Annotated in this window: 22 protein-coding genes; 8 read left to right on the top strand and 14 right to left on the bottom strand. The window is 44.4% G+C overall.

The annotated features are described in order from the left end of the window. Positions 1 to 9: 9 nt before the first annotated feature. The 5 genes from C825_RS19350 to C825_RS19330 form a co-directional block, all read right to left on the bottom strand. The gene (locus C825_RS19350; RefSeq protein WP_010803739.1) at positions 10 to 2,223 is read right to left on the bottom strand and encodes a heavy metal translocating P-type ATPase; all 2,214 of its coding nucleotides are present in this window, start codon (positions 2,221 to 2,223) and stop codon (positions 10 to 12) included. 79 nt (positions 2,224 to 2,302) lie between these two features. After that, positions 2,303 to 2,875, bottom strand: coding sequence for a helix-turn-helix transcriptional regulator (locus C825_RS19345; RefSeq protein WP_228100142.1), 573 nt, complete (start codon positions 2,873 to 2,875; stop codon positions 2,303 to 2,305). A gap of 553 nt (positions 2,876 to 3,428) precedes the next feature. Further along, a complete protein-coding gene (locus tag C825_RS19340; RefSeq protein WP_010803737.1) occupies positions 3,429 to 4,196 on the bottom strand; it encodes a GNAT family N-acetyltransferase in 768 nt (255 codons plus the stop codon). A gap of 111 nt (positions 4,197 to 4,307) precedes the next feature. Next, positions 4,308 to 4,895, bottom strand: coding sequence for a GrpB family protein (locus C825_RS19335; protein ID WP_010803736.1), 588 nt, complete (start codon positions 4,893 to 4,895; stop codon positions 4,308 to 4,310). A gap of 19 nt (positions 4,896 to 4,914) precedes the next feature. After that, a complete protein-coding gene (locus C825_RS19330) occupies positions 4,915 to 5,304 on the bottom strand; it encodes a VOC family protein (RefSeq protein WP_010803735.1) in 390 nt (129 codons plus the stop codon). Between the two features lie 108 nt (positions 5,305 to 5,412). Here C825_RS19330 and C825_RS19325 point away from each other — a divergent pair, with 108 nt between their 5' ends. Beyond that, positions 5,413 to 6,297, top strand: coding sequence for an NAD(P)-dependent oxidoreductase (locus C825_RS19325; protein ID WP_010803734.1), 885 nt, complete (start codon positions 5,413 to 5,415; stop codon positions 6,295 to 6,297). A 79-nt stretch (positions 6,298 to 6,376) separates the two neighbouring features. Here the strand turns inward: C825_RS19325 and C825_RS19320 are convergent, their stop codons facing one another. The 6 genes from C825_RS19320 to C825_RS19295 form a co-directional block, all read right to left on the bottom strand. Then, entirely contained in the window at positions 6,377 to 6,964 is a 588-nt protein-coding gene (locus tag C825_RS19320) for a sugar O-acetyltransferase (RefSeq protein ID WP_010803733.1), read from the bottom strand. A 38-nt stretch (positions 6,965 to 7,002) separates the two neighbouring features. Beyond that, positions 7,003 to 7,791 carry an aspartate dehydrogenase domain-containing protein gene (locus C825_RS19315; protein WP_010803732.1) on the bottom strand — a complete coding sequence of 263 codons (789 nt, stop codon included), beginning with the start codon at positions 7,789 to 7,791 and terminating at the stop codon, positions 7,003 to 7,005. 49 nt (positions 7,792 to 7,840) lie between these two features. Next, the gene (locus C825_RS19310) at positions 7,841 to 8,701 is read right to left on the bottom strand and encodes a DUF3658 domain-containing protein (RefSeq protein ID WP_010803731.1); all 861 of its coding nucleotides are present in this window, start codon (positions 8,699 to 8,701) and stop codon (positions 7,841 to 7,843) included. A 93-nt stretch (positions 8,702 to 8,794) separates the two neighbouring features. After that, the gene (locus C825_RS19305; RefSeq protein ID WP_007653094.1) at positions 8,795 to 9,250 is read right to left on the bottom strand and encodes a DUF3795 domain-containing protein; all 456 of its coding nucleotides are present in this window, start codon (positions 9,248 to 9,250) and stop codon (positions 8,795 to 8,797) included. A 6-nt stretch (positions 9,251 to 9,256) separates the two neighbouring features. Next, entirely contained in the window at positions 9,257 to 9,673 is a 417-nt protein-coding gene (locus C825_RS19300; RefSeq protein WP_007653096.1) for a DUF3788 family protein, read from the bottom strand. Positions 9,674 to 9,730: 57 nt separating this feature from the next. Next, positions 9,731 to 10,069: a DsrE family protein gene (locus tag C825_RS19295; protein ID WP_010803730.1), complete on the bottom strand. Its 339-nt coding sequence runs from the start codon at positions 10,067 to 10,069 to the stop codon at positions 9,731 to 9,733. A gap of 172 nt (positions 10,070 to 10,241) precedes the next feature. On the opposite strand from C825_RS19295, the gene C825_RS19290 reads away from it, so the two are divergent. The 4 genes from C825_RS19290 (at position 10,242) to C825_RS19275 (ending at position 12,503) form a co-directional block, all read left to right on the top strand. After that, positions 10,242 to 10,535 (top strand): type II toxin-antitoxin system HigB family toxin, encoded by a 294-nt coding sequence (locus C825_RS19290; RefSeq protein ID WP_010803729.1) that lies wholly within the window; start codon positions 10,242 to 10,244, stop codon positions 10,533 to 10,535. A 43-nt stretch (positions 10,536 to 10,578) separates the two neighbouring features. Beyond that, positions 10,579 to 10,944, top strand: a complete 366-nt coding sequence (locus tag C825_RS19285; protein WP_007653102.1) for a helix-turn-helix domain-containing protein — start codon at positions 10,579 to 10,581, stop codon at positions 10,942 to 10,944. Between the two features lie 130 nt (positions 10,945 to 11,074). Further along, positions 11,075 to 11,503: a pyridoxamine 5'-phosphate oxidase family protein gene (locus C825_RS19280; RefSeq protein WP_010803728.1), complete on the top strand. Its 429-nt coding sequence runs from the start codon at positions 11,075 to 11,077 to the stop codon at positions 11,501 to 11,503. Between the two features lie 64 nt (positions 11,504 to 11,567). Then, positions 11,568 to 12,503 (top strand): helix-turn-helix transcriptional regulator, encoded by a 936-nt coding sequence (locus C825_RS19275; RefSeq protein WP_010803727.1) that lies wholly within the window; start codon positions 11,568 to 11,570, stop codon positions 12,501 to 12,503. Positions 12,504 to 12,521: 18 nt separating this feature from the next. On the opposite strand, the gene C825_RS19270 is transcribed toward C825_RS19275, so the two are convergent. Next, positions 12,522 to 12,875 carry a winged helix-turn-helix transcriptional regulator gene (locus C825_RS19270; RefSeq protein WP_007653108.1) on the bottom strand — a complete coding sequence of 118 codons (354 nt, stop codon included), beginning with the start codon at positions 12,873 to 12,875 and terminating at the stop codon, positions 12,522 to 12,524. 165 nt (positions 12,876 to 13,040) lie between these two features. On the opposite strand from C825_RS19270, the gene C825_RS19265 reads away from it, so the two are divergent. Beyond that, on the top strand, positions 13,041 to 13,568 hold the full coding sequence (locus tag C825_RS19265; RefSeq protein WP_010803726.1) for a DJ-1/PfpI family protein: 528 nt from the start codon (positions 13,041 to 13,043) through the stop codon (positions 13,566 to 13,568). Positions 13,569 to 13,589: 21 nt separating this feature from the next. Here C825_RS19265 and C825_RS19260 read toward each other — a convergent pair whose 3' ends face one another. Further along, positions 13,590 to 14,507 carry a DMT family transporter gene (locus tag C825_RS19260; protein WP_007653112.1) on the bottom strand — a complete coding sequence of 306 codons (918 nt, stop codon included), beginning with the start codon at positions 14,505 to 14,507 and terminating at the stop codon, positions 13,590 to 13,592. Between the two features lie 174 nt (positions 14,508 to 14,681). On the opposite strand from C825_RS19260, the gene C825_RS19255 reads away from it, so the two are divergent. Continuing rightward, complete coding sequence (locus C825_RS19255; protein WP_007653114.1) at positions 14,682 to 15,155, top strand: Lrp/AsnC family transcriptional regulator; 474 nt, start codon at positions 14,682 to 14,684, stop codon at positions 15,153 to 15,155. A 19-nt stretch (positions 15,156 to 15,174) separates the two neighbouring features. On the opposite strand, the gene C825_RS19250 is transcribed toward C825_RS19255, so the two are convergent. After that, complete coding sequence (locus C825_RS19250; RefSeq protein ID WP_010803725.1) at positions 15,175 to 15,453, bottom strand: hypothetical protein; 279 nt, start codon at positions 15,451 to 15,453, stop codon at positions 15,175 to 15,177. A gap of 788 nt (positions 15,454 to 16,241) precedes the next feature. Here C825_RS19250 and C825_RS19245 point away from each other — a divergent pair. Beyond that, complete coding sequence (locus tag C825_RS19245) at positions 16,242 to 18,803, top strand: hypothetical protein (RefSeq protein ID WP_228100140.1); 2,562 nt, start codon at positions 16,242 to 16,244, stop codon at positions 18,801 to 18,803. Positions 18,804 to 18,831: the final 28 nt, after the last annotated feature.

Below are 18,831 nucleotides of genomic sequence, written 5' to 3'. Positions count from 1 at the left end.
ATTAAGTTGTTATATCCTTTTCCTTTTTAAACGTAAGCTATTTAATACGACAGACACAGAGCTGAATGCCATAGCCGCACTTGCCCACATCGGATTTAAAAGGAATCCGTTTACTGAATAAAATATGCCAGCCGCAATAGGAATACCAATCAAGTTATAAATAAACGCCCAAAACAAATTCTGATAAATTGTTTTTATCGTCAATTGCGATAGCCGGATGGTTTCCGGTATTTTCAGCAAATCGGATGAGAGTATGGTCGCCATTGCCGTATCTACAGCAATATCACTGCCTTGCCCCATCGCTATGCTTAAATTCGCTTGTGCTAAAGCCGCACTATCATTAATTCCGTCACCCACCATGCCTACTTTTTTCCCATTGGCTTGCAATTCTTTTATGAATTGAGCTTTCTCGTTCGGCAACACTCCGGCTTTATAATGGTTTATTCCTACCTTTCGAGATATGGCTTGTGCTGAAATTGCATTATCTCCTGTCAGCATATGCACTTCAACACCCATTTCCTGTAGTTGTGATATGGCTTGTGCCGAAGTTTGTTTAATTTCATCAGTAAGGGCTATAGCTGCAATAGCTTGTGTGGAATCAGCAAACCATACCAATGTTTTAGCTTCCTGTGTCCATTTGTTTGCCAATTCCTGCAAATGACTGGCTATCGTAATATGGTTATCATTCAATAATGACAGGCTGCCTGCGTAATAAGTCTGACTGCCTACTACACCTTTTACACCTTTCCCCGGAACGTTTTCAAACTTATCAATGGAAATCTCTTTTTCATTCTGCAAAGTATTGACTACGGCATCCGAAAGAGGATGTTCCGATAGCTTCTCTAAACTGTACAGTATTTTTCGGCTATGTTCAAAGCCGTTTTCCCATAGGCTTTCGATGACTATGGGATGCCCTGCTGTGATAGTCCCTGTTTTATCAAGAATTATCGTATCTATCTTTGGGGCAATCTCCAAGCTTTGGGCATCTTTAATTAAAATCCCTTTTTCAGCACCTTTTCCAATGCCTACCATAATGGCAGTGGGAGTAGCCAAGCCTAATGCACAAGGGCAGGCAATTATCAATACAGTGACCATTGCCAACAATCCATTGGTGAAGCCGTTCGTTGGTGCTAAAAATATCCATGCAACAAAAGCTATAATTGAAATACTAATAATAGCCGGGACAAAGAATCGGGCTATTCTATCCACTAACTTTTGAACGGGAGCTTTGCTGCCTTGCGCATCCTGCACCATGCGGATGATTTGTGCCAGCATCGTGTCAGAACCTATTTTATCGGCAATAAACCGGAATGTCCCCTTTTGATTGATGGTTCCGGCAAATACCTTTTCGCCGGATTGCTTGTGCATGGGAACAGGCTCGCCATTCAACATACTTTCATCCACGTATGATTCTCCTGTAACAACCACGCCATCTACTGCAATGCGTTCTCCGGGTTTAACAAGAATTGTATCACCTTTTTGTACGGCTGTTATCGGAACGGTACGTTCATCAGAATCTACGATAATAATTACCGTCTTAGGTTGCAGCCCGATTAACTTTTTTATGGCAGATGAAGTATTTTGTTTAGCACGCTCTTCGAGTAACCGTCCCAATAAGATAAATGCAATGATAACACTTGCCGCTTCAAAATAAATATGCGGTTCAATCCCTCTTGAAAACCAAAAATCAGGAAACAACAGATTAAAAACACTGAATGTATAGGCTATTCCGGTACTAACAGCTACAAGGGTGTCCATATTGGAAGTGCCATGCTTTAATTGCCGCCACGCATTGATATAAAATTCACGTCCCAAACCGAAAACCACAGGCGTGGCGAGAATCCAAAGTACATATTTTAAAGAGGATATATCTTCAAAAAACATACTGATAACCATAACTGGGAGAGATAACAGCAGGGCTGCCACTGTACGCCTTTTTATCTTCCGGTATCTTGTCAAGCGAATTTCTTCCGCTTTATCGGCTGCGTCTTCACCGGTATCAACCAGTAAATCATATCCTGCATCTTGTACGGCAGATTGCAGTGTTGCATCGGAACATATTTCCGGATTATATTCTACCTGTGCTACCGCAGTCGCATAATTCACTGTTGCTTGATATACTCCCGGCAAACCATTTAATGTTTTATCCACACGAGCCGCACATGAAGCGCAACTCATACCCAAAACCGGATATGTATTTTTGATATTCTTACCTTTTTCCATATTGATGATTTTTATGCTGCAAAGGTAGGATGCTTTTATCTTCCGGCTCTTACATAATTATGGATATGACTTATATCATTCAGACTTCATCTAAAGGTTTCAGTTTGTGTTCTTTTAAACGCTTGAACTGGCTTGGAGAAATGCCAGTCATATTACGGAACTGTGTACTTAAATGTGCTGCGCTTGAGTAATTAAGCTTATCGGCAATTTCGCTAATGGATAATTCATCATACACCAACAGTTCCTTTATACGTTCTATTTTCTGAATGATGTAGTATCTTTCTATACTTATGCCATTCACTTCGGAAAACAACTTGCTAAGGAAACTGTAATCGTGATGGCACTTATCCATGAGATAATCAGACAGGTTTGTCTTGGACGAATTATCGTTATAATGCACTAATTCAATCACCCCAACTTTTATTTGTTCGATAATCCGCATCCGTTTATCATCTATCAACTCAAATCCGTATGCTTCAAGAACAAGCTTTATGGTAGCATGTTCCTCTGCATTTATCGGTTCTTGCAAAATAGCTGTCCCCAGTTCAACACTAAGTGGAGTAAACCCCATTCTTTTCAGTGCTTCTGTAACAACCATAATGCAACGGTTACAAACCATATTTTTAATGTGAATAGTATTGTTTTTCATCATATATCCATCGTTTCCGCAAAGTTAATAACAATACACTGCTTATCGTTTGGCAAGCTCTGAATATTCTCAATATTTAAGGCTTGCAATTTATTGATAGCGTTTATTGTTTCTTCATTTTTTGCAAATTTACGAATCGGGTAGTGCAACCTAATTGCAAAGTTGAGTAACCTGAATTAGGTGTAAGGTGCAAGTATATATCTATATATAGCTTGCACCTTACACCTAAGCTGAAACATTTATATTCAGACATTTGCGTAATTCAAAAAGAAGCAGTATCTTTGAACCGAAGTTTTAGGCAGACAATGAACAGCCAAAGGACGACAGAGAAACGTCTTTTTTGAAACCTAAATTGTACCCCCTAAGGCATTGACGTATTGATAAAGAGTTGAATTAGAGCGACATACAGAGGTAGGTTCATTACCCTATCTCTCCGCTGAAAAACGGAAGTCCTTGCAAGTTGCTTGCAGGGATTTTTTGCGTTTAAGACATTGTGTCCCCGGATTGTTTCGGGCAATCCGGGAATACAGGAGGGGAAGTGTTTATCTCCTCCGTCTTATATCTTCACCGCTTTCTCGAACCGTTTCTCAAGACATACGCTGAGGTCGGTGGTGACAAACTGCCCGTTGTGGAAAAGCGTGAATATGGTGGCCGGGGTGGGGGCAGCCTGTGCCTGCTCCAGTGTCTCCAGTTTGATTATTTTCAGCGGGATACCTTTGCTTTGGGCTACATCTGCCAGTGAACCGAGGACGTGGTATTCTGTGTACGGGCAGCGGTTGGTGAAGTAAACGACCAGTCCGTTTTTCTCCTCGCATTCCCCACTTTTCGTGCAGGCCTTGAAAGAGGGCTCGGGCGCATCGGACATCAGTTTCAGAACCAGCAGGCTGAAACCGTTGGGGAGTTTTTCCACCGTCTGGAAACCCTGGCGCAGAAGCCATTTGGTGTCGCTCATGAAATGGAATTTGGATGTACCCGCTACGGTGACCAGTCCTGCTTTTCCCTGCGACCGGGCATCGTCGATGGCGGATTGCAACAGCGCCTTGCCGTGTCCGCATCCCTTGTATTGTCCGGATACCCAGAAACAGTTGATCATCAGATAGCCGGGGGCGTTGACGGGAACCCAGGCCTTTTCGGCGGGGACGTATTCGATGAATACCTTGGCACGTTCGTCGAGGCGGCGGAATACGTATCCGTTGTCGAATTCTTTCCTGAGCCATTCTTTTTTCAGCTCGTAGCCTTCCTTGCATTTTTTGTCGGAGAAGGCGCAACAAATATGTTCCGTTCCGATGTTTTCTTTTGTCAGGGTGATGTATTTTGTTTTCATCATACTATTATTTTATAGGTATATAAATTTAGCTTGTTGCTGTGTCATTGTTTTTTAGGTGTAATGGATGTACTCTTAGCCATCCCGTGTGTCCTCTTTGTTTTTCATAATTTATTCCATGTTTGTGGGATAGGTAATCTGTTCTTTTGCCCGGTTTGTTATCTCCCGGATGAAATCGGTTTTTGCATCGGTGTAGCCGTCGCGATCGTGTTCGTATAGCTTTTGTAGTTTGACCTTTAACTCGCCGTAGGCATTGGCCGTATCGGGATGGGCGAGGAGATAGTCGCGGAAATAAGGTTCGTCCCAATCACCGGAGTATCTTATGTGGAGATGGAAGGCTTGAGCTTTAAATCCTTCGGGCGTATATCCTTTCATAAACATCATGTGGGGAGGCGGGTTGTCGGGTTTGTGGCAATAGATGTAACCTGCTGACTCGATAGTCGGGATGAGGCGGACGGGATCGGTTTTCTGCTGTATCTCCAGCAAAATGTCGATCGTCGGTTTGGCTGTCAGACCGGGGACGGCAGTGCTTCCGATATGATTGATACGGACGATGTTTTCCGCTCCGATGGTTTTTATGAGCAGCTCTTTTTCTGTTTTGTAACGTCCGGGCCACTCCGGGTTATGGGGCGACAGTATAATAGGGAACAGTTGCCAAAGTTCCTCATTGCTCATTTCGTTCAAGTCCTTTTTTTTCATGATGTTCGTTTTTGACAGGTTACTCCGGTTCGTCCGTATCCAGGCAAAAAGGATGGCCGGCGGGGTCGATCAATGTGCGGGAAGTTTTGAAATATTGCTCACCGGCAAGGCGTGCTCCCAGGCTGAGGGCGTGGCGGACGGCTTCTTCGAGGTTGTCCACATAGAAGTCGAGGTGCAGCATCTGCCCTTGTTTCCCTGCCTGCCAGGGCCAGATGGGTGGTTCGTATTCCTCAATTTCCTGGAAGGCGATGACCATACCGGTGGGCGAAGTGATGGCTGACCAACCGTTTGCCTGCGGGTGTGTCCACTCCCAATTCAGAAGCTGGCTGTAAAAACGTGCCATGATACCTGCATCCTTGCAATCGACGACGACATTGATTTTGCTGATTGTAGCTTTCTTTGTTTCCATGTTCCCAAAGATAGAATAAGTTTTTGATTTGTAAGAATGGAGAGGGATAATTCCGCTTTGTGGGAAGAAAGGGCTATCTTTGTGCGATAAAAATAAGCAGAAATTCCGATGTTTAAGAAACTTGTGGCGATAGAGCCTGTAAGCCTGATTCCATCAGCAGAAAAGAAATTGCAAGATTTTGCGAAAGAAGTTATTATGTACGACGATATACCATCCGGCGATGAGGAGGTGGCAAGCCGTATCGGGGATGCGGACGCTGTTTTGTTGAGTTACACCTCGCGGATTGGGAGGGCGGCACTGGAAAAGTGTCCGAACGTCCGGTATATCGGGATGTGTTGCTCGCTTTACTCGCCGGAAAGCGCGAATGTCGATATTCGCTATGCGAACGAACGGGGTATCGTTGTCACCGGTATCCGCGATTATGGCGATGAAGGGGTGGTGGAGTATGTCATCAGCGAACTGGTGCGTTGCCTGCATGGTTTTGAGCAGGAGGCGTGGGACGATATTCCCCGTGAGATTACCGGGATAAAAGTCGGTATCGTAGGACTGGGGAAGTCCGGCGGCATGATAGCGGATGCCTTGAAGTTTTTCGGGGCTGATGTTGCCTATTTCGCCCGGAGCGAGAAAGAGGCGGCACGCGGGAAGGGCTATCGTTTCCTGCCGCTTGGCGAACTGTTGTCGCAGAGCGAAGCCGTTTTCTGTTGCCTGAATAAGAACACCGTCCTGTTGCATGAAGCCGAATTCGGGCAGTTGGGCAATAAAAAGATACTGTTTAACACCGGTTTGTCTCCGGCCTGGGACGAGGCTCCCTTCATGAAATGGCTCGAAGGCGACAATCTCTGCTTCTGCGATACCGCCGGAGCATTGGGAGACAGCCACCTGCTGAACCATCCGCATGTACGTTGCATGCAAGTCTCGACAGGACGTACGCGCCAGGCTTTTGACCGTCTGAGCGAGAAAGTGTTGGCAAACCTTTCAGCCAATTGCAAATAAACAGAGTTGGAATAGGTAGCACGCGGATAATCACTGAAAAGTATTAATTATCAGTGTTTTATTCGCGTGCTCTATGTTTTTATATCGTTTTGACAACCTGGCAGGGATTTCCGACCGCCAGGCTGTTGGAAGGTATTGACCGGGTGACAACGCTTCCGGCACCGATTACGCAGTTATCGCCGATGGTAACGCCGGGCAGTACGATTACTCCGCCACCAATCCAGACATCGTTTCCTATCGCAATAGGCAGCGCTCTTGTACGAAAGAACAGTTCTCCCGAGTTTTCATCCCAGTCTTCCACAAATCTCTCGGACGCACTTACCGGGTGGGTTGCAGTGTAGAGTTGCACGTTGGGAGCTATCAGGACGTTATTTCCTATCGTTATATAATTGTTATCGAGGAAGGTACAGTTCATGTTGATAATCACTTTATCCCCGATAAAGATATGTTTGCCGCATTCGCAGTGGAAGTTTATATTGACTTTCGAGTGTTTTCCGACGCGACCGAATAGCTCATGCAGCAAAGTTGTCCTTGCTTCGCTGTCCGAAATGTCGGTCGAATTGAATTCCGCAAGCAACCGTTTGTTACGGACGATCATATCAAACACTTCTTTATCCAGGCGGTTGCAATATTCTCCCGACAGGAATTTTTGATAGTTGGTTTCCATAATGACTGTTTTTTCGGTAAGGATTGTTTATGAACCTTTTAAAAGACGATGGGTGAGGTGATGTTCAGCAGCGTATTCACTACCGACCAACCGGCTATCTCCGCTGTCGCGCTGTAGACGTCGATTACAGCATGTACCTGGTCGTTTCTGATCTCTACCCGTTGTGTATCGCCTGTAAATCCGGGGGTGGACTGCATTGTGACCTGCATGTTCCCGGGGCCTACCGAAGCCCGTGAGGCGGCAACGGTGACATTGACCTTGGTTGGGAAGAGTTTGATGGCTTCTGTTGCACTTCCGGAGAAGACGGTACGTTGTTCCGTTTGCAACGACTCGTCGTAGACGGGCGTGCCTTTCAGGGCGTTGGGGCCTTTCTCGTTGAAAAACTTCGCGGTGGCGTTTCCCATCAGGGAAGCCGTTCGCAACACATCGAAACCGCCGGTTGCTCCGGAGGCCAGGTAGACGCGCGTGCCGTGTGCCTTGGCTGTTTCCGAGACTTCGAGGTAGAAGTCGTCGTCGGCAAGCGCTCCGATAGAAAGGGTTACGATTGAAGTACCGTTTTTCAGGGTGGGGATAGCCAATTCCCTCATGGCGGCAGGGGAGGCAGCTTCCACCAGGTAATCGGGTTTCAGCGCCAGCAAATCTGCTATGGTTGTACACGCTAGGCAAGGTTTTCCCTGTTCCTGCATCCGGGCGGCCATGCTTTCGGCCTTCGATACCGTACGGGAATAGACACCTACTAAATCATATTCAGGCAAAATGCCTTTGATAACGGCTTCGGCGACGATACCGCCCAGCCGTCCGCATCCGACAATTACTAATTTCTTCATGATGGACAAAGGTACATTTTTTATAGTATCATCCGATATCTGACACCGGTTATAGTTTCTTGATAGAGAAAAACCTTAACTCGGTTACATTTACTCCATTTATAACGATTTTGTTTTTATCCGACAGATTAGATGTTGCTATTTCTTGTGTGAATTTTTCGTTTTCTTGTGCAGATAACTTCTTGCGAGCGATTAAGTCAATGACTCTTATGTGGAGAAATGAGTCACCTATGAGAAAGTTGCTGTCGTATAAAGTTTCTCCTATAACTCGTGCTACATTTCGGAATTCGTTAGTACAATTGGAGAGAATAGATTCGTCAAAATAATCTTCTTCCACTTCCTGGATTGCATTCTCTTTATTGATAATTCTTATTGGAGCATCCGATTGCAACCATTTTTCCCAAAGTAAAGCGTACTCTTTTTTTTGATCATCTGATATGTGCTTAATCTTATCATATAAAACAGCTATATTATCGATAGAACAACATGCTAGCGGCAATATAAACGGATTTTGTTCAAGATGAGGAAATAAAACCTTTATTTCAGTGGTGTCAGCTTCATATAACTGACCTTTGATTAGTGAGCAAGCCATGTAAAAAAAGAGTCGTCCATCAACATCATTTCCATGCCAAACAACGATATTATCGTATTTATCGAAATCATATTTTATGAAGTCCTGTAAAGTTATCAGATGACTATCAGGAAAATGATGTTTCCCAATCAGTTTTTCAAGAGATTGTGATCGTTTTTTCAGTCCTTCATTATTTAAATCTTTAATGGGGGAAAGGGAAGCATGTTTAAGTGTATTTTCAAAAACTAAGACTTTGTCATTGATGCCTGATCTTTTAAAAAATAACTTTATTGTACCTATTCCTGATGGTTCTGAAGCTATATGTAATGTTTTGTCCATGAAATCAGATAAGTTATATATTAATATTTACATATTGTAGTTGTCCGGTAGGCATGCTTTGCTGGTCATTCTCTTGTTTGTCAAGCAGTAAAACTAATATCGAGGAACATCTTTTATCTCCTCGTAATAGTTTTCGATGCCGATTTTCCGTATTTTTTCGTTGATGGAGATGAAACGTTTTTGCAAATGTTCGTCGAACCCGGTTTGTTCGCAGGGGAAAGAGGTACATTGAAAACAAAAATCGACACCCTTCTCACGGAAACAATCCCTGACATGGCAACTTTTGAACAGGGCACATGCCTGTTCGCGGCAACCGTTGCATTTGGCTTCCGAGAAATAATGCAGCATCATTTTGAAACTCTGGTAGTTTTCGAAGACTGGTTCGTCGAGCATGGTGACGAAGCGTTGGGCATAAACATCGAAGTTACCCAGGCTTTTGATGAGTTCGGTGCTGTGTTTCTGTATGTTGCCACCGTTGAAGGCAAAGCAGCCCCCACAGTGAAGTCCGCAAGGGGCGATGTGTTTCTTTATGATCTCGTTAGGTTGCATATGCGTTTATTTTAATCCTTTCTTGAAAAGTATCATCGACAAGGCATCCTTCACCTGTTCTTTTTCGGTGATGACAACGCTCATAGGGATGAGTTTACCACTGGGTTTCGCCCGGTAGAATTCCTCTTTGATGCTTTCCGTAATTTCCATGTCGGCGATACGGTCCAGATGCTTTTCGGTAAAGTAGGAGGTGGTCCTGAAGTAGTTCTGGTAGACAACCAGCCACGCGAGGTTTTTCTTCTTCGACAGGACTTTGCACAACCAAGCTTTCCCGTCGTTGTAATAGTTCCATTCGAGTGTCAGGCCGGCGGCTTCAGCCGATGCGCTGAACGCTTCGAATGCAGGGAAACTAGCCTCCAGAACGTCGGCAAGTACTTCATTAGTGGGGAAGATGTTTTTGTCTTTTAAAATAGGAAGTTCCATAATGTTGTGTATTTCAGTGTGAAAAATAAAGTTTATTTTGTAGGTATATCTTGCAAATCAAAGAGTCAATATCTTATCTCCGTTTTTGAGATATTCGGTTAGCGGAGCTCCCATATATCTGACGGTAACTCCCAGTTTCTCAATTACAGGTTTCACTCCGAACCTTTCGCAGCAGTCCTGGCAGGCTTCGACGGTGACACCCGTTTGAAGCATTTCCAGAATTTCCGTTTGAACCTGTGTGTCTTGGGCGGCTAACTTTACGGAAGCTCCCCAAAGAATCACATTCACTTCCTGCCACCAGCCTCTCTTTTTGGAGTTGAGGGTGTACATGGCTAACATATTGAAAATGGTGTCTTTATTGTCGGTTGTCCAGAGAATATTTAATTTGTCGTTCATGGTAAGATGATTTACTATAGACTTATGCCTGTTCGCAAATGTATATAAAAGAAATAGAACTAAATATTACTTGATGGATAATCTCTGTTTTTTATTAGAGTTATTTCTGAATATTGGAAAAATGTTTTGATATTTGGAAAATAGTGGGTAGCTTTGTTGCAAAGAAGTAATCATGAGAATAATCACATTTGCTACTCTGAGGGAATATTCTAAGAAGCATGCTGACGCAGATGTTCCTTTGAGAGATTGGTACAAAAAGACGGAAAAGAGTGACTGGTCATGCCTGGCAGATATAAAGCAAACGTTCAATAGTGTTGATTATGTGGGTAATGACTGGTTTGTTTTCAATATTAAGGGCAATGAGTATAGATTGGTTGCGATAATCTTGTTTGCCGCCAGGAAGGTTTTCATCCGCTTTATCGGCACACATAAAGAATACGATAAAATAGATTGTTCCAAAATTTAGGATTTTGTATTCGTGAGACACACGTATAAACTGTAAGTAAATTATGGCAAAGATAAAAGATAAAAAACAGTATGATGCGGCCTGTGCAAGAATTGAAGAATTGCTGAAAGTTGTAAGTAATAACACTCCTACGGATGACAAGAATTACCTTGAGTTGGATTTGCTGTCTGATTTAGTCGCTGATTATGAAGAAGAACATTTTCCTGTGGAAACTCCGTTGCTGGTGGACGTTCTTAAACTTCGTATGTATGAAATGAATCTTACTCAAACTAAGCTCTCGGAACTGTTGAGCGTGAGTCCTTCCCGGGTTAGTGAGTATCTTTCCGGTAAATGCGAACCTACGTTGAAAGTAGCCAGAGACATAAGCCGGAAGCTGAATATTGACGCTAATATTGTTTTGGGGGTATAGCTTTTATTATAAGTGTGGAAATAAAATCTGTATTGTAGTTAATTATCCTCCTCCTCCTGACATACTGTTGTCACCCCCGCCCCATACCTTTGCCCCATAGTTCGAGTATAAACATTAAAAAGCTACGAAGATGGAATTAAAATTGTATTATTTAGGAGAGGTTTCCGGGATGACGAAAGAGCAGGTGGAAGAAGCCGAAAAGTTTATCAAGGGATTTGAATACGGCATCATCGCCACCTGCAATGCCGAGACAGGCCCGCGTCTTTCGGCCTTGAACAACCTGGCTGGACAAACATTGCAGCAACTCCATTTCGCGACAGAAGCCACCACGCAGAAATTAGCGAACCTCCGTCAGGATCCGCGCTGCGAAGTGATGTACGCTACGTTGGAAGGCGGCCAGATGCAGATTGCGGGTAAGGCCGAGATTGTCACCGACGTGGAATTGAAGCGCGAACTTTGGCAAGACTGGATGAACGAATACTCCCCCGAAGGCCCTACCGGCGACGGCATTTGCATCATCCGCCTGATCCCCCAATCAATCCGGGCGATGATTTGCTAATCGTTCGACAGATACCCGGAAAGTTGATATCTTTGTAAAAAAATCAACTGAAGAAACACGTACAATGAACCGTCTGGAACGAATATCCGCTATCCTGGTCAAGCTGCAATCCCGCCCTGTTGTCACGGCAAGCGAGATTGCGGAGCAGTTCGGAGTAAGTCTCCGGACGGTCTATCGCGACATACGTGCGCTTGAAGAGTCCGGCATCCCTGTCGGTGGCGAGGCCGGGGTAGGGTATTCGCTGGTGGACGGTTTCAAGTTGCCGCCCCTGATGTTCAATACCGAGGAGGCTCTCTCTTTCCTGGTGGCGGAGAAACTTGTCAGCCATCAGACCGATGGCGATACCTACGGACTGTTCCGCAGTGGCATGGATAAGATACGTGCAGTACTGAAAACAGCCGAAAAAGATATCCTTCACCATTTCGACCAGTACATCCGGATTTCGGGGAGTTACAGCGCACCGCCTGCCATCCCCGGAAATGTCCTTCAGCCGCTTCTGAAAGGCTTGTTGAATAAGAAGCAATTACTGATGACCTACCGTGCCGGCTATAACCACCAGGTCACCGAACGGACGGTCGAGCCTCAGGGCATGTTTTTCTCGAGAGGCATCTGGTATGTCCTCTCCTGGTGCAAGTTGAGGAGGGATTACCGTACTTTCCACCTGGGAAGGATTGTCCATCTATCTTTGACCGAAAACGATTTTGAGGAAGCACATCCTCCGCTGAACGAACTGATAGAACAAGTCTATTATTCCGAAGTCGATATCGAGGTGAAACTTCGTGTCCACCGCGATGTCGCACGCGATACGGAAGTCTCCAAGTACACTTACGGACTTTACGACGAGCAACCCGACGGAGAGTATTACCTCCAGAAATACCAGACCTATTCGCTCGAAGCATTCGGTCGCTGGTATCTCTCCATTGCCGACCGCTCCGAGATTATCGGGCCGCCCGAACTCAAAACGGTCGTCAGGGAGTTGATTGCGAAAATCAAGCTGTAACGCCGTCCTTCCGGCGATTTACTGCCCGGCAGTCTGCCGGTTCGTCAGTATCTCGTCCATGTTTCCGACCGCCCAGTTTACAAGGGCCTCGATATGTGGCATCAGAGTTGTGCCCAGTTCCGTGAGGCAGTATTCCACGCGGGGCGGCACTTCGGGGTATACTTTGCGGTGCACCAGGCCGTCGGCCTCCAAAGTCCGGAGCGTGACGGTCAGCATCCGCTGTGAAATATCGTCGATGGTCTTGTGAATGTCGCTGAAACGCATCGTGCCGTTCACGCTCAAAGTAGTCAGGACAAGCATCGACCATTTGTCGCCCAGCCGGCTGAGTACGTCCCTTACCGGACAATTTCCTGTGGGGTGAAAATTTTTCATTTTTTTCCTTTTTCTATCAAACTGAAATTCAATAATAGTTACCTCTGTGTAAGTAGCTTATCCCGGAGTGCGTTCTTGTTTGTTTCGCACGGAACGTCTACATTTGCTGCACAAAGGTAATAAACTTACGAAAGGTAACTATTGTTTCACTTAATAATTACAATTATGTCAAAAAGAGTAGCAGTTTTAGCAGTAAATCCGGTAAACGGATCAGGTTTGTTCCAGTATCTGGAAGCATTTTTTGAAAATAGAATTTCTTATAAGGTATTTGCTGTTGCCGAAACGACAGAGATTAAGACTAATTCGGGTATTAAGCTGACGGTGGACGATGTGGTAGCCAACCTGAAAGGGCATGAGGACGAGTTTGACGCTTTAGTGTTCGGTTGTGGGGATGCCGTTCCTGTGTTCAGCGAAAACGCCGGAAAGCAGTACAACCAGGATATGCTGGCTGTCATCAAAGCCTTTGGTGATAAAGGAAAGATGATGATAGGCCATTGTGCAGCTGCGTTGATGTTTGAAATTGCAGGTGTTGCGAAAGGCAAGAAAGTAGCCGTACATCCGCTGGCAAAACCCGCCATCCAATCCGGACTGGCCACCGACGAAAAATCTGAAATAGACGGAAACTTCTACACCGCCCAGTGCGAAAATGCCATCTGGACGATGCTGCCGAAGGTGGTTGAGGCACTGAAATAAGAATAGTTTTTATATTGTCCCTCAATTTGGGGGACAATTCTGTTTCTTTCCGAACCGAAACCCTCTTTCCGCAATATACACCCCGCTCAGGATAAACACTGAACCGATCAGGGCAACGACCGTGATAATTTCATCAATCACGATGGCCGAAGTGATCAGCGTCACCAGCGGAACGATATAGATATAATTTGCCGTACGGAACGGCCCCAGCTCTTTTACCGCCGTGTTCCACATGATGTAGCAAAGCATCGATGCTATCACTCCCAGAAACAGCAGGTTAGCTGCCACTACCGGGTTGAGGAGAATAGTGGTATTTGTATTCAACGGATGAATCAGAAACATCGGTGTCAGCGTGACAAGCCCGTAGAAAAACACTTTCCGCGTAATCAGCAATGTCGGATAACGGTTCCCCATCTGTTTCAGTATCAGGCAGTAAAACGCCCACATCAATGCGGCAATTAGCGTAAGCATATCTCCCAGCGGATTGATTTTCAGCAGGAAACTACCATTGAACACCACAAACGCTACGCCGATCAAGGCCATGACCGAGCCATATATCAGGTTTGGCTTTATCTTTTCCTGCCGATAGAAAAGCAACGAAAGAAATGCCGTCAGGATAGGAGCTGTACAGATAATCAGCGACACATTCGAGGCCAGCGTGATGCCTAAAGCCGTGTTTTCAGTAATAAAATAGATTGATCCCCCACAAAGTCCGGCGGCAACGAACATAAGCTCGTCTTTCTTACTCCGGGCAAACAACACCTTCGGCGAGATAAACCAGATACATATATAAGCCAGCGCGAAACGGTAAAAGAGGATGTCGACCGGCGAAAGCCCGTGGTGGATCAGTACTTTTGTCGATACGAATGTAGTACCCCAGATAATAACCGTTATGATCGCGATCAGGTGATACCAGTAAGTCAGATTTGTTTTTGCCATGTTGTCGGTAAATTTCTATTAATAATTCAGGAAAATCGTACTGCAAATATATGTATTTAGTAAATCAGTTCTGATGATTTGTTGAAAATAAGGAATTATTCCTATATTTGGAGTGAATACAGGACGTTGTATGTTTTAGGAATAACTTTGATAACGAAAATAGGAAAAAATACTATGGCTTTACTGGATCAGATTGATATTAAGATTTTACAAGCGTTGCAGAATAATGCAAAAGTGAACATGAAAGAGTTGTCGGCGGAACTGAATATCTCGAAAACTCCTGTTTACGAACGGGTGAAGCGGCTGGAGGAAGAGGGGTATATCAGGAATTATGTTGCGCTGGTGGATAATAAGAAGGTAGGACTTCCGCTGGTGGTCTTCTGCAATGTTTCGCTGGCGGTGCACAACGATGAGCATATCCAACGTTTCAAAGCAGAGATACAGGAGATTGATGAGGTGATGGAATGTTATTCGATCGGCGGCATCTACGATTTTTTTCTAAAGGTAGTTGTTAAAGACCTGGCCGCATACGACCAGTTTGTCTTTAACAAACTAACCAAAGTAAATGGCATCGTAAAGATGCAGAGTTCCTTCGTGTTGAACGAGATTAAGCATACGACCGCCCTGAAGGTTGTGCCGGGGGAGTGACATTGATAATTTGCTGTTTTTACCAAGAAAAGAGTTTGAATAGAATCCATGATAGCATAACTATGGCTATGATAGCAGCTAAAGCAAATAGTTTTATTCGTGAAATGTAGGTTTGTTCGTTTTTTTCACGTTCTTTCAATTGTTGGTTGATCTTTTCATATTCTTCGACACTGATGTCTGGGATATGGGAAGAATATTTGGTACGCATATCTTTTCCCTTCCCGCGAAGCTGGCTGAGCTTTTCGCGATCTTCCTTATTTCTTCGTATCATATCGAAAACATGGCCGGCAAAACTCATAAGCTTATAATTAAGGATGAATATTCAACTGCATAACAAAGAACGGAAAAAAATAGGTCAAGACCATAAATGTTATGCAAATTATTGTGTATTTATTTGTAATTGACAAAATGTAATAAAATATATTGCTTATTAAGCATAAGGATTTTATTATTCGATTATTTGTGACGAGTGTGCTGGTTTAAATCTATCTTACAGAATGCTTGTGGATACAAAAATTAACAGTTGCTTCCCGATAAATGCTTTTTCATTTCGTTTTAAAGGAATTTGAACTTCGTTTAAAACGAACAAAAAACTTGTTTAAAACGAAATGGAGGTTTGTTTTAAATAGGATAATGGTTAATAAGTGTTTAATTGAGTCTTCCTGGAAGTAGTTTTGTGCTAAAATCGTATGTTGAATAACATTTTTATTTTCTGTAGCATAGTAAATAAGCATTGCAAATAGATTGACAAATTTGCTTCGTATGGGAGATCTTATTGCTTGAGTGATTCGTTCTATTCTTTTTTAGTCTTATAATGTCACTTTATTGGGCTTTATCTGAATGAAGTGTTATTTGTTAAGTCGCGGACAGTTGCATGAAAAAAGATAGGTATTGATTAGTCTACGTACAGCCCCTTTAAGAATGGGGTGAATTGACAGTTTGCTAAATACGGGAAGGCTGTTAAGAGATGGCAAAGATACTGGCACAGGTCGCCGGGCAGTATGAATAAAACAAGTTAAACGCCTGATGTGTTACTTATATATACAGGTGTTTATCTGTAGGATGTAATTACTGTTTAATTATCTGATGATGATGAAAATGCGGCTTAGTTCTGCTTCTTATATAGTCTTTCTTGTTATGCTGTTTGTCTTTTCTGCGGATATGACGGCCTCTGTCTTACCACGGGTGGGCGAAGGTGATTCTCTTGTCCGAAAATCCATTTACCCTCCTTCTGCCACGCGCAAAAGCGATTTGTATAATAAGCTGTGGGGCGAGCATTACCGCACACTTTATTCTCTCCCTATTACCGTTCCCGCCGTTACCTTGCAATCGCTGTGGGGAGGGGTGAAGGTGGTTGAACAGGCTGCCGATTTTCAAGGATTATTGCTTGAAAACAACCAGCAACAACTCTGTCTTTTGAAGCCGTTAGGCGGATATACCACATTTATCGAGTCGAAATTCTTCCAGGAAGTCTATAACAAGAAGGTATTTAAAAATACTTACCTGGATCAGTTTATCGGGGATGCCTATACGATAATCAATCCCTATACCTTTATTTCCGCCGATTATCTGGCACGCTCGTCGGGGTTGAGTTCAAACAATTCGCGGATATTTTACCTGCCGGAACATTCGACCCGTGATACGGTTGCCAACGGGACGTCTATCGAAAATAAGCTGGTTAGCGTTATCGATGTACCGGATTTCAATACCCGTCCGAATATTCTCCTGACGGAAGAATTGCTGGATACCATACAGGCTAACAAGAATTTTCAGGTGGATCAGGAACTTTATATCCGCGAACGCCTGCTGGATATGCTGATAGGCGACTGGAATAAAATACCCGAAAACTGGAACTGGCTGGGCCGCTCCGAAGGAGACAGCATCCTCTATGCCCCGATAGTCATAGACCGTAACCACGCTTTTACGAAGGTAGACGGCGTTTTGTTCAAACAAATGCTTCGTGTGCTGGGATTGGGTTTCATTGTCAATTACGACGCTTCCCCGAAAAGCGTCCGGAAAGAGAATACGTTGGGCTTTGCTTTGGATATGGCGCTGGCTTCTCAAAGCGACGTTTCCGTATGGACCGGACAGGCGCGATTTATCCGGCAGACGCTTACCGACTCTATCATCGACGGGGCTTTTTCAAGGCTTCCAAAAGGAATAGAAGACAAAGAAATTAAACGGATTACCCAGATAATAAAGGAAAGGCGGGAAAATTTGGAAGAGATAGCAAAAACTTATTTTGCTTCGTTGCAACAAACTCCGGTGCTGACGGGAACCAACCGTTCGGATCGTTTCGTGATCGACCGCCATAACCCGGACAGTCTGTTCATACAGATGTACGACCAACAGACCGGACAACGGGTGTTCGACCGGAAATACAGCCGGAAAAAGACAAAAGAGATCTGGCTCTACGGCCTGGAGGGTGACGACCGTTTCGAAGTAAGTGGCAGGGCAAACAAGGAGGTGCCTGTTTTCCTGATTGCCGGGAAAGGAAAGAATACCTACCGGATGGAACCGGGTCACCACATACGTGTTTATGAATATGAGTCGGGGAAGGCAGCCCTCGATACCGTGCCCCATGTCAAAAAGGTATTTTCGGATATCCCTGAGATTCATCAGTACGATTATAATAAGATAAAGCATCATAAGATGTCTTTCACTCCCTGGGGAATTTACGACTCGGACAAGGGATTCAGTCTCGGAACCTTCTTTACCTATACGATGTATGGTTTCAAGCGTTCACCCTTTACCTACCAGCACCGTATCGGGTACAACTATATACAAGGCTTTGTCTATCAGGGAATTTTTCCGTCTTATGACGGGAAGAAATCGTTTAATATAGATGCAACGATCAGCTCGCGGAGGAACTTTTACAATTTCTTCGGCTTCGGAAACAATACGGAGGGCTATAAGGATGCGAAGAAGAACTATAACCGCGTGCATATCCGCCAGTTCAAATTATCGCCTTCCTTCCACCTGGATTTCAGCGAAAAGAAGAGGTTGGTCGTGCAAGCCTCCTGGGAAATGTTTAAAGCCAAGGAGACCAACGACCGTTTCATTAACCAGTTTTACCCCGAGGATCATCGTATCTTCAAAACCAACCTGTTTATCGACCTCGGACTTTCCTTCCATACGGAAAAAGAGATCTGTTCCTTCATCCCAAAACTGGGAGGGACGCTTACCGGAGGTTGGAAGATGAACCTGAAAGATGCAAGCCGTAATTTCCCTTACGCCGAAGCATCGGTGGAACTGGATGTAAAAATAACCGACCGCCTTACCTGGGCTACGATGGCGAAAACCCAGCAGCTTTTCAATAATAAGTATGAGTTTTACCAAGCAGCATCCACCGAATTGCGCGGTTACAGGGACAACCGTTTCATCGGAAAGCAATCTTTTTACCAGTATTCGGACATCCGGCTGGATATGGGGAAGTTGAAGAATCCGTTTACCCCCCTGAAGTATGGTGTCTTTGCCGGGTTCGATTACGGGCGTGTCTGGTTTCCCGGCGAGCAATCCAAAAGATGGCATACGTCCTATGGTGGAGGTATCTGGCTGACGTTGATTAATAAGATTACGACGAAATATTCCTGCTTCGGTTCGACCGATAGTTTCCGTTTTATGTTTGAGTTGGGGTTGGGTTTCTGATCTTCCCGGATTGTTTTTCCGGAGATAT

The organism is Parabacteroides sp. ASF519 (assembly GCF_000364265.2).
Lineage (GTDB): Bacteria > Bacteroidota > Bacteroidia > Bacteroidales > Tannerellaceae > Parabacteroides > Parabacteroides goldsteinii.
The sequence above is the reverse complement of the archived record's forward strand: the minus strand, read 5'-3'. Positions and strand labels throughout refer to the sequence as shown.

What these genes read in the sequence shown, in the direction of transcription:
- C825_RS19350 (WP_010803739.1), bottom strand. Translation starts at nt 2,223, where the DNA reads ATGGAAAAAGGTAAGAATATCAAAAATACATATCCGGTTTTGGGTATG.
- C825_RS19345 (WP_228100142.1), bottom strand. Translation starts at nt 2,875, where the DNA reads ATGATGAAAAACAATACTATTCACATTAAAAATATGGTTTGTAACCGT.
- C825_RS19340 (WP_010803737.1), bottom strand. Translation starts at nt 4,196, where the DNA reads ATGAAAACAAAATACATCACCCTGACAAAAGAAAACATCGGAACGGAA.
- C825_RS19335 (WP_010803736.1), bottom strand. Translation starts at nt 4,895, where the DNA reads ATGAAAAAAAAGGACTTGAACGAAATGAGCAATGAGGAACTTTGGCAA.
- C825_RS19330 (WP_010803735.1), bottom strand. Translation starts at nt 5,304, where the DNA reads ATGGAAACAAAGAAAGCTACAATCAGCAAAATCAATGTCGTCGTCGAT.
- C825_RS19325 (WP_010803734.1), top strand. Translation starts at nt 5,413, where the DNA reads ATGTTTAAGAAACTTGTGGCGATAGAGCCTGTAAGCCTGATTCCATCA.
- C825_RS19320 (WP_010803733.1), bottom strand. Translation starts at nt 6,964, where the DNA reads ATGGAAACCAACTATCAAAAATTCCTGTCGGGAGAATATTGCAACCGC.
- C825_RS19315 (WP_010803732.1), bottom strand. Translation starts at nt 7,791, where the DNA reads ATGAAGAAATTAGTAATTGTCGGATGCGGACGGCTGGGCGGTATCGTC.
- C825_RS19310 (WP_010803731.1), bottom strand. Translation starts at nt 8,701, where the DNA reads ATGGACAAAACATTACATATAGCTTCAGAACCATCAGGAATAGGTACA.
- C825_RS19305 (WP_007653094.1), bottom strand. Translation starts at nt 9,250, where the DNA reads ATGCAACCTAACGAGATCATAAAGAAACACATCGCCCCTTGCGGACTT.
- C825_RS19300 (WP_007653096.1), bottom strand. Translation starts at nt 9,673, where the DNA reads ATGGAACTTCCTATTTTAAAAGACAAAAACATCTTCCCCACTAATGAA.
- C825_RS19295 (WP_010803730.1), bottom strand. Translation starts at nt 10,069, where the DNA reads ATGAACGACAAATTAAATATTCTCTGGACAACCGACAATAAAGACACC.
- C825_RS19290 (WP_010803729.1), top strand. Translation starts at nt 10,242, where the DNA reads ATGAGAATAATCACATTTGCTACTCTGAGGGAATATTCTAAGAAGCAT.
- C825_RS19285 (WP_007653102.1), top strand. Translation starts at nt 10,579, where the DNA reads ATGGCAAAGATAAAAGATAAAAAACAGTATGATGCGGCCTGTGCAAGA.
- C825_RS19280 (WP_010803728.1), top strand. Translation starts at nt 11,075, where the DNA reads ATGGAATTAAAATTGTATTATTTAGGAGAGGTTTCCGGGATGACGAAA.
- C825_RS19275 (WP_010803727.1), top strand. Translation starts at nt 11,568, where the DNA reads ATGAACCGTCTGGAACGAATATCCGCTATCCTGGTCAAGCTGCAATCC.
- C825_RS19270 (WP_007653108.1), bottom strand. Translation starts at nt 12,875, where the DNA reads ATGAAAAATTTTCACCCCACAGGAAATTGTCCGGTAAGGGACGTACTC.
- C825_RS19265 (WP_010803726.1), top strand. Translation starts at nt 13,041, where the DNA reads ATGTCAAAAAGAGTAGCAGTTTTAGCAGTAAATCCGGTAAACGGATCA.
- C825_RS19260 (WP_007653112.1), bottom strand. Translation starts at nt 14,507, where the DNA reads ATGGCAAAAACAAATCTGACTTACTGGTATCACCTGATCGCGATCATA.
- C825_RS19255 (WP_007653114.1), top strand. Translation starts at nt 14,682, where the DNA reads ATGGCTTTACTGGATCAGATTGATATTAAGATTTTACAAGCGTTGCAG.
- C825_RS19250 (WP_010803725.1), bottom strand. Translation starts at nt 15,453, where the DNA reads ATGAGTTTTGCCGGCCATGTTTTCGATATGATACGAAGAAATAAGGAA.
- C825_RS19245 (WP_228100140.1), top strand. Translation starts at nt 16,242, where the DNA reads ATGATGATGAAAATGCGGCTTAGTTCTGCTTCTTATATAGTCTTTCTT.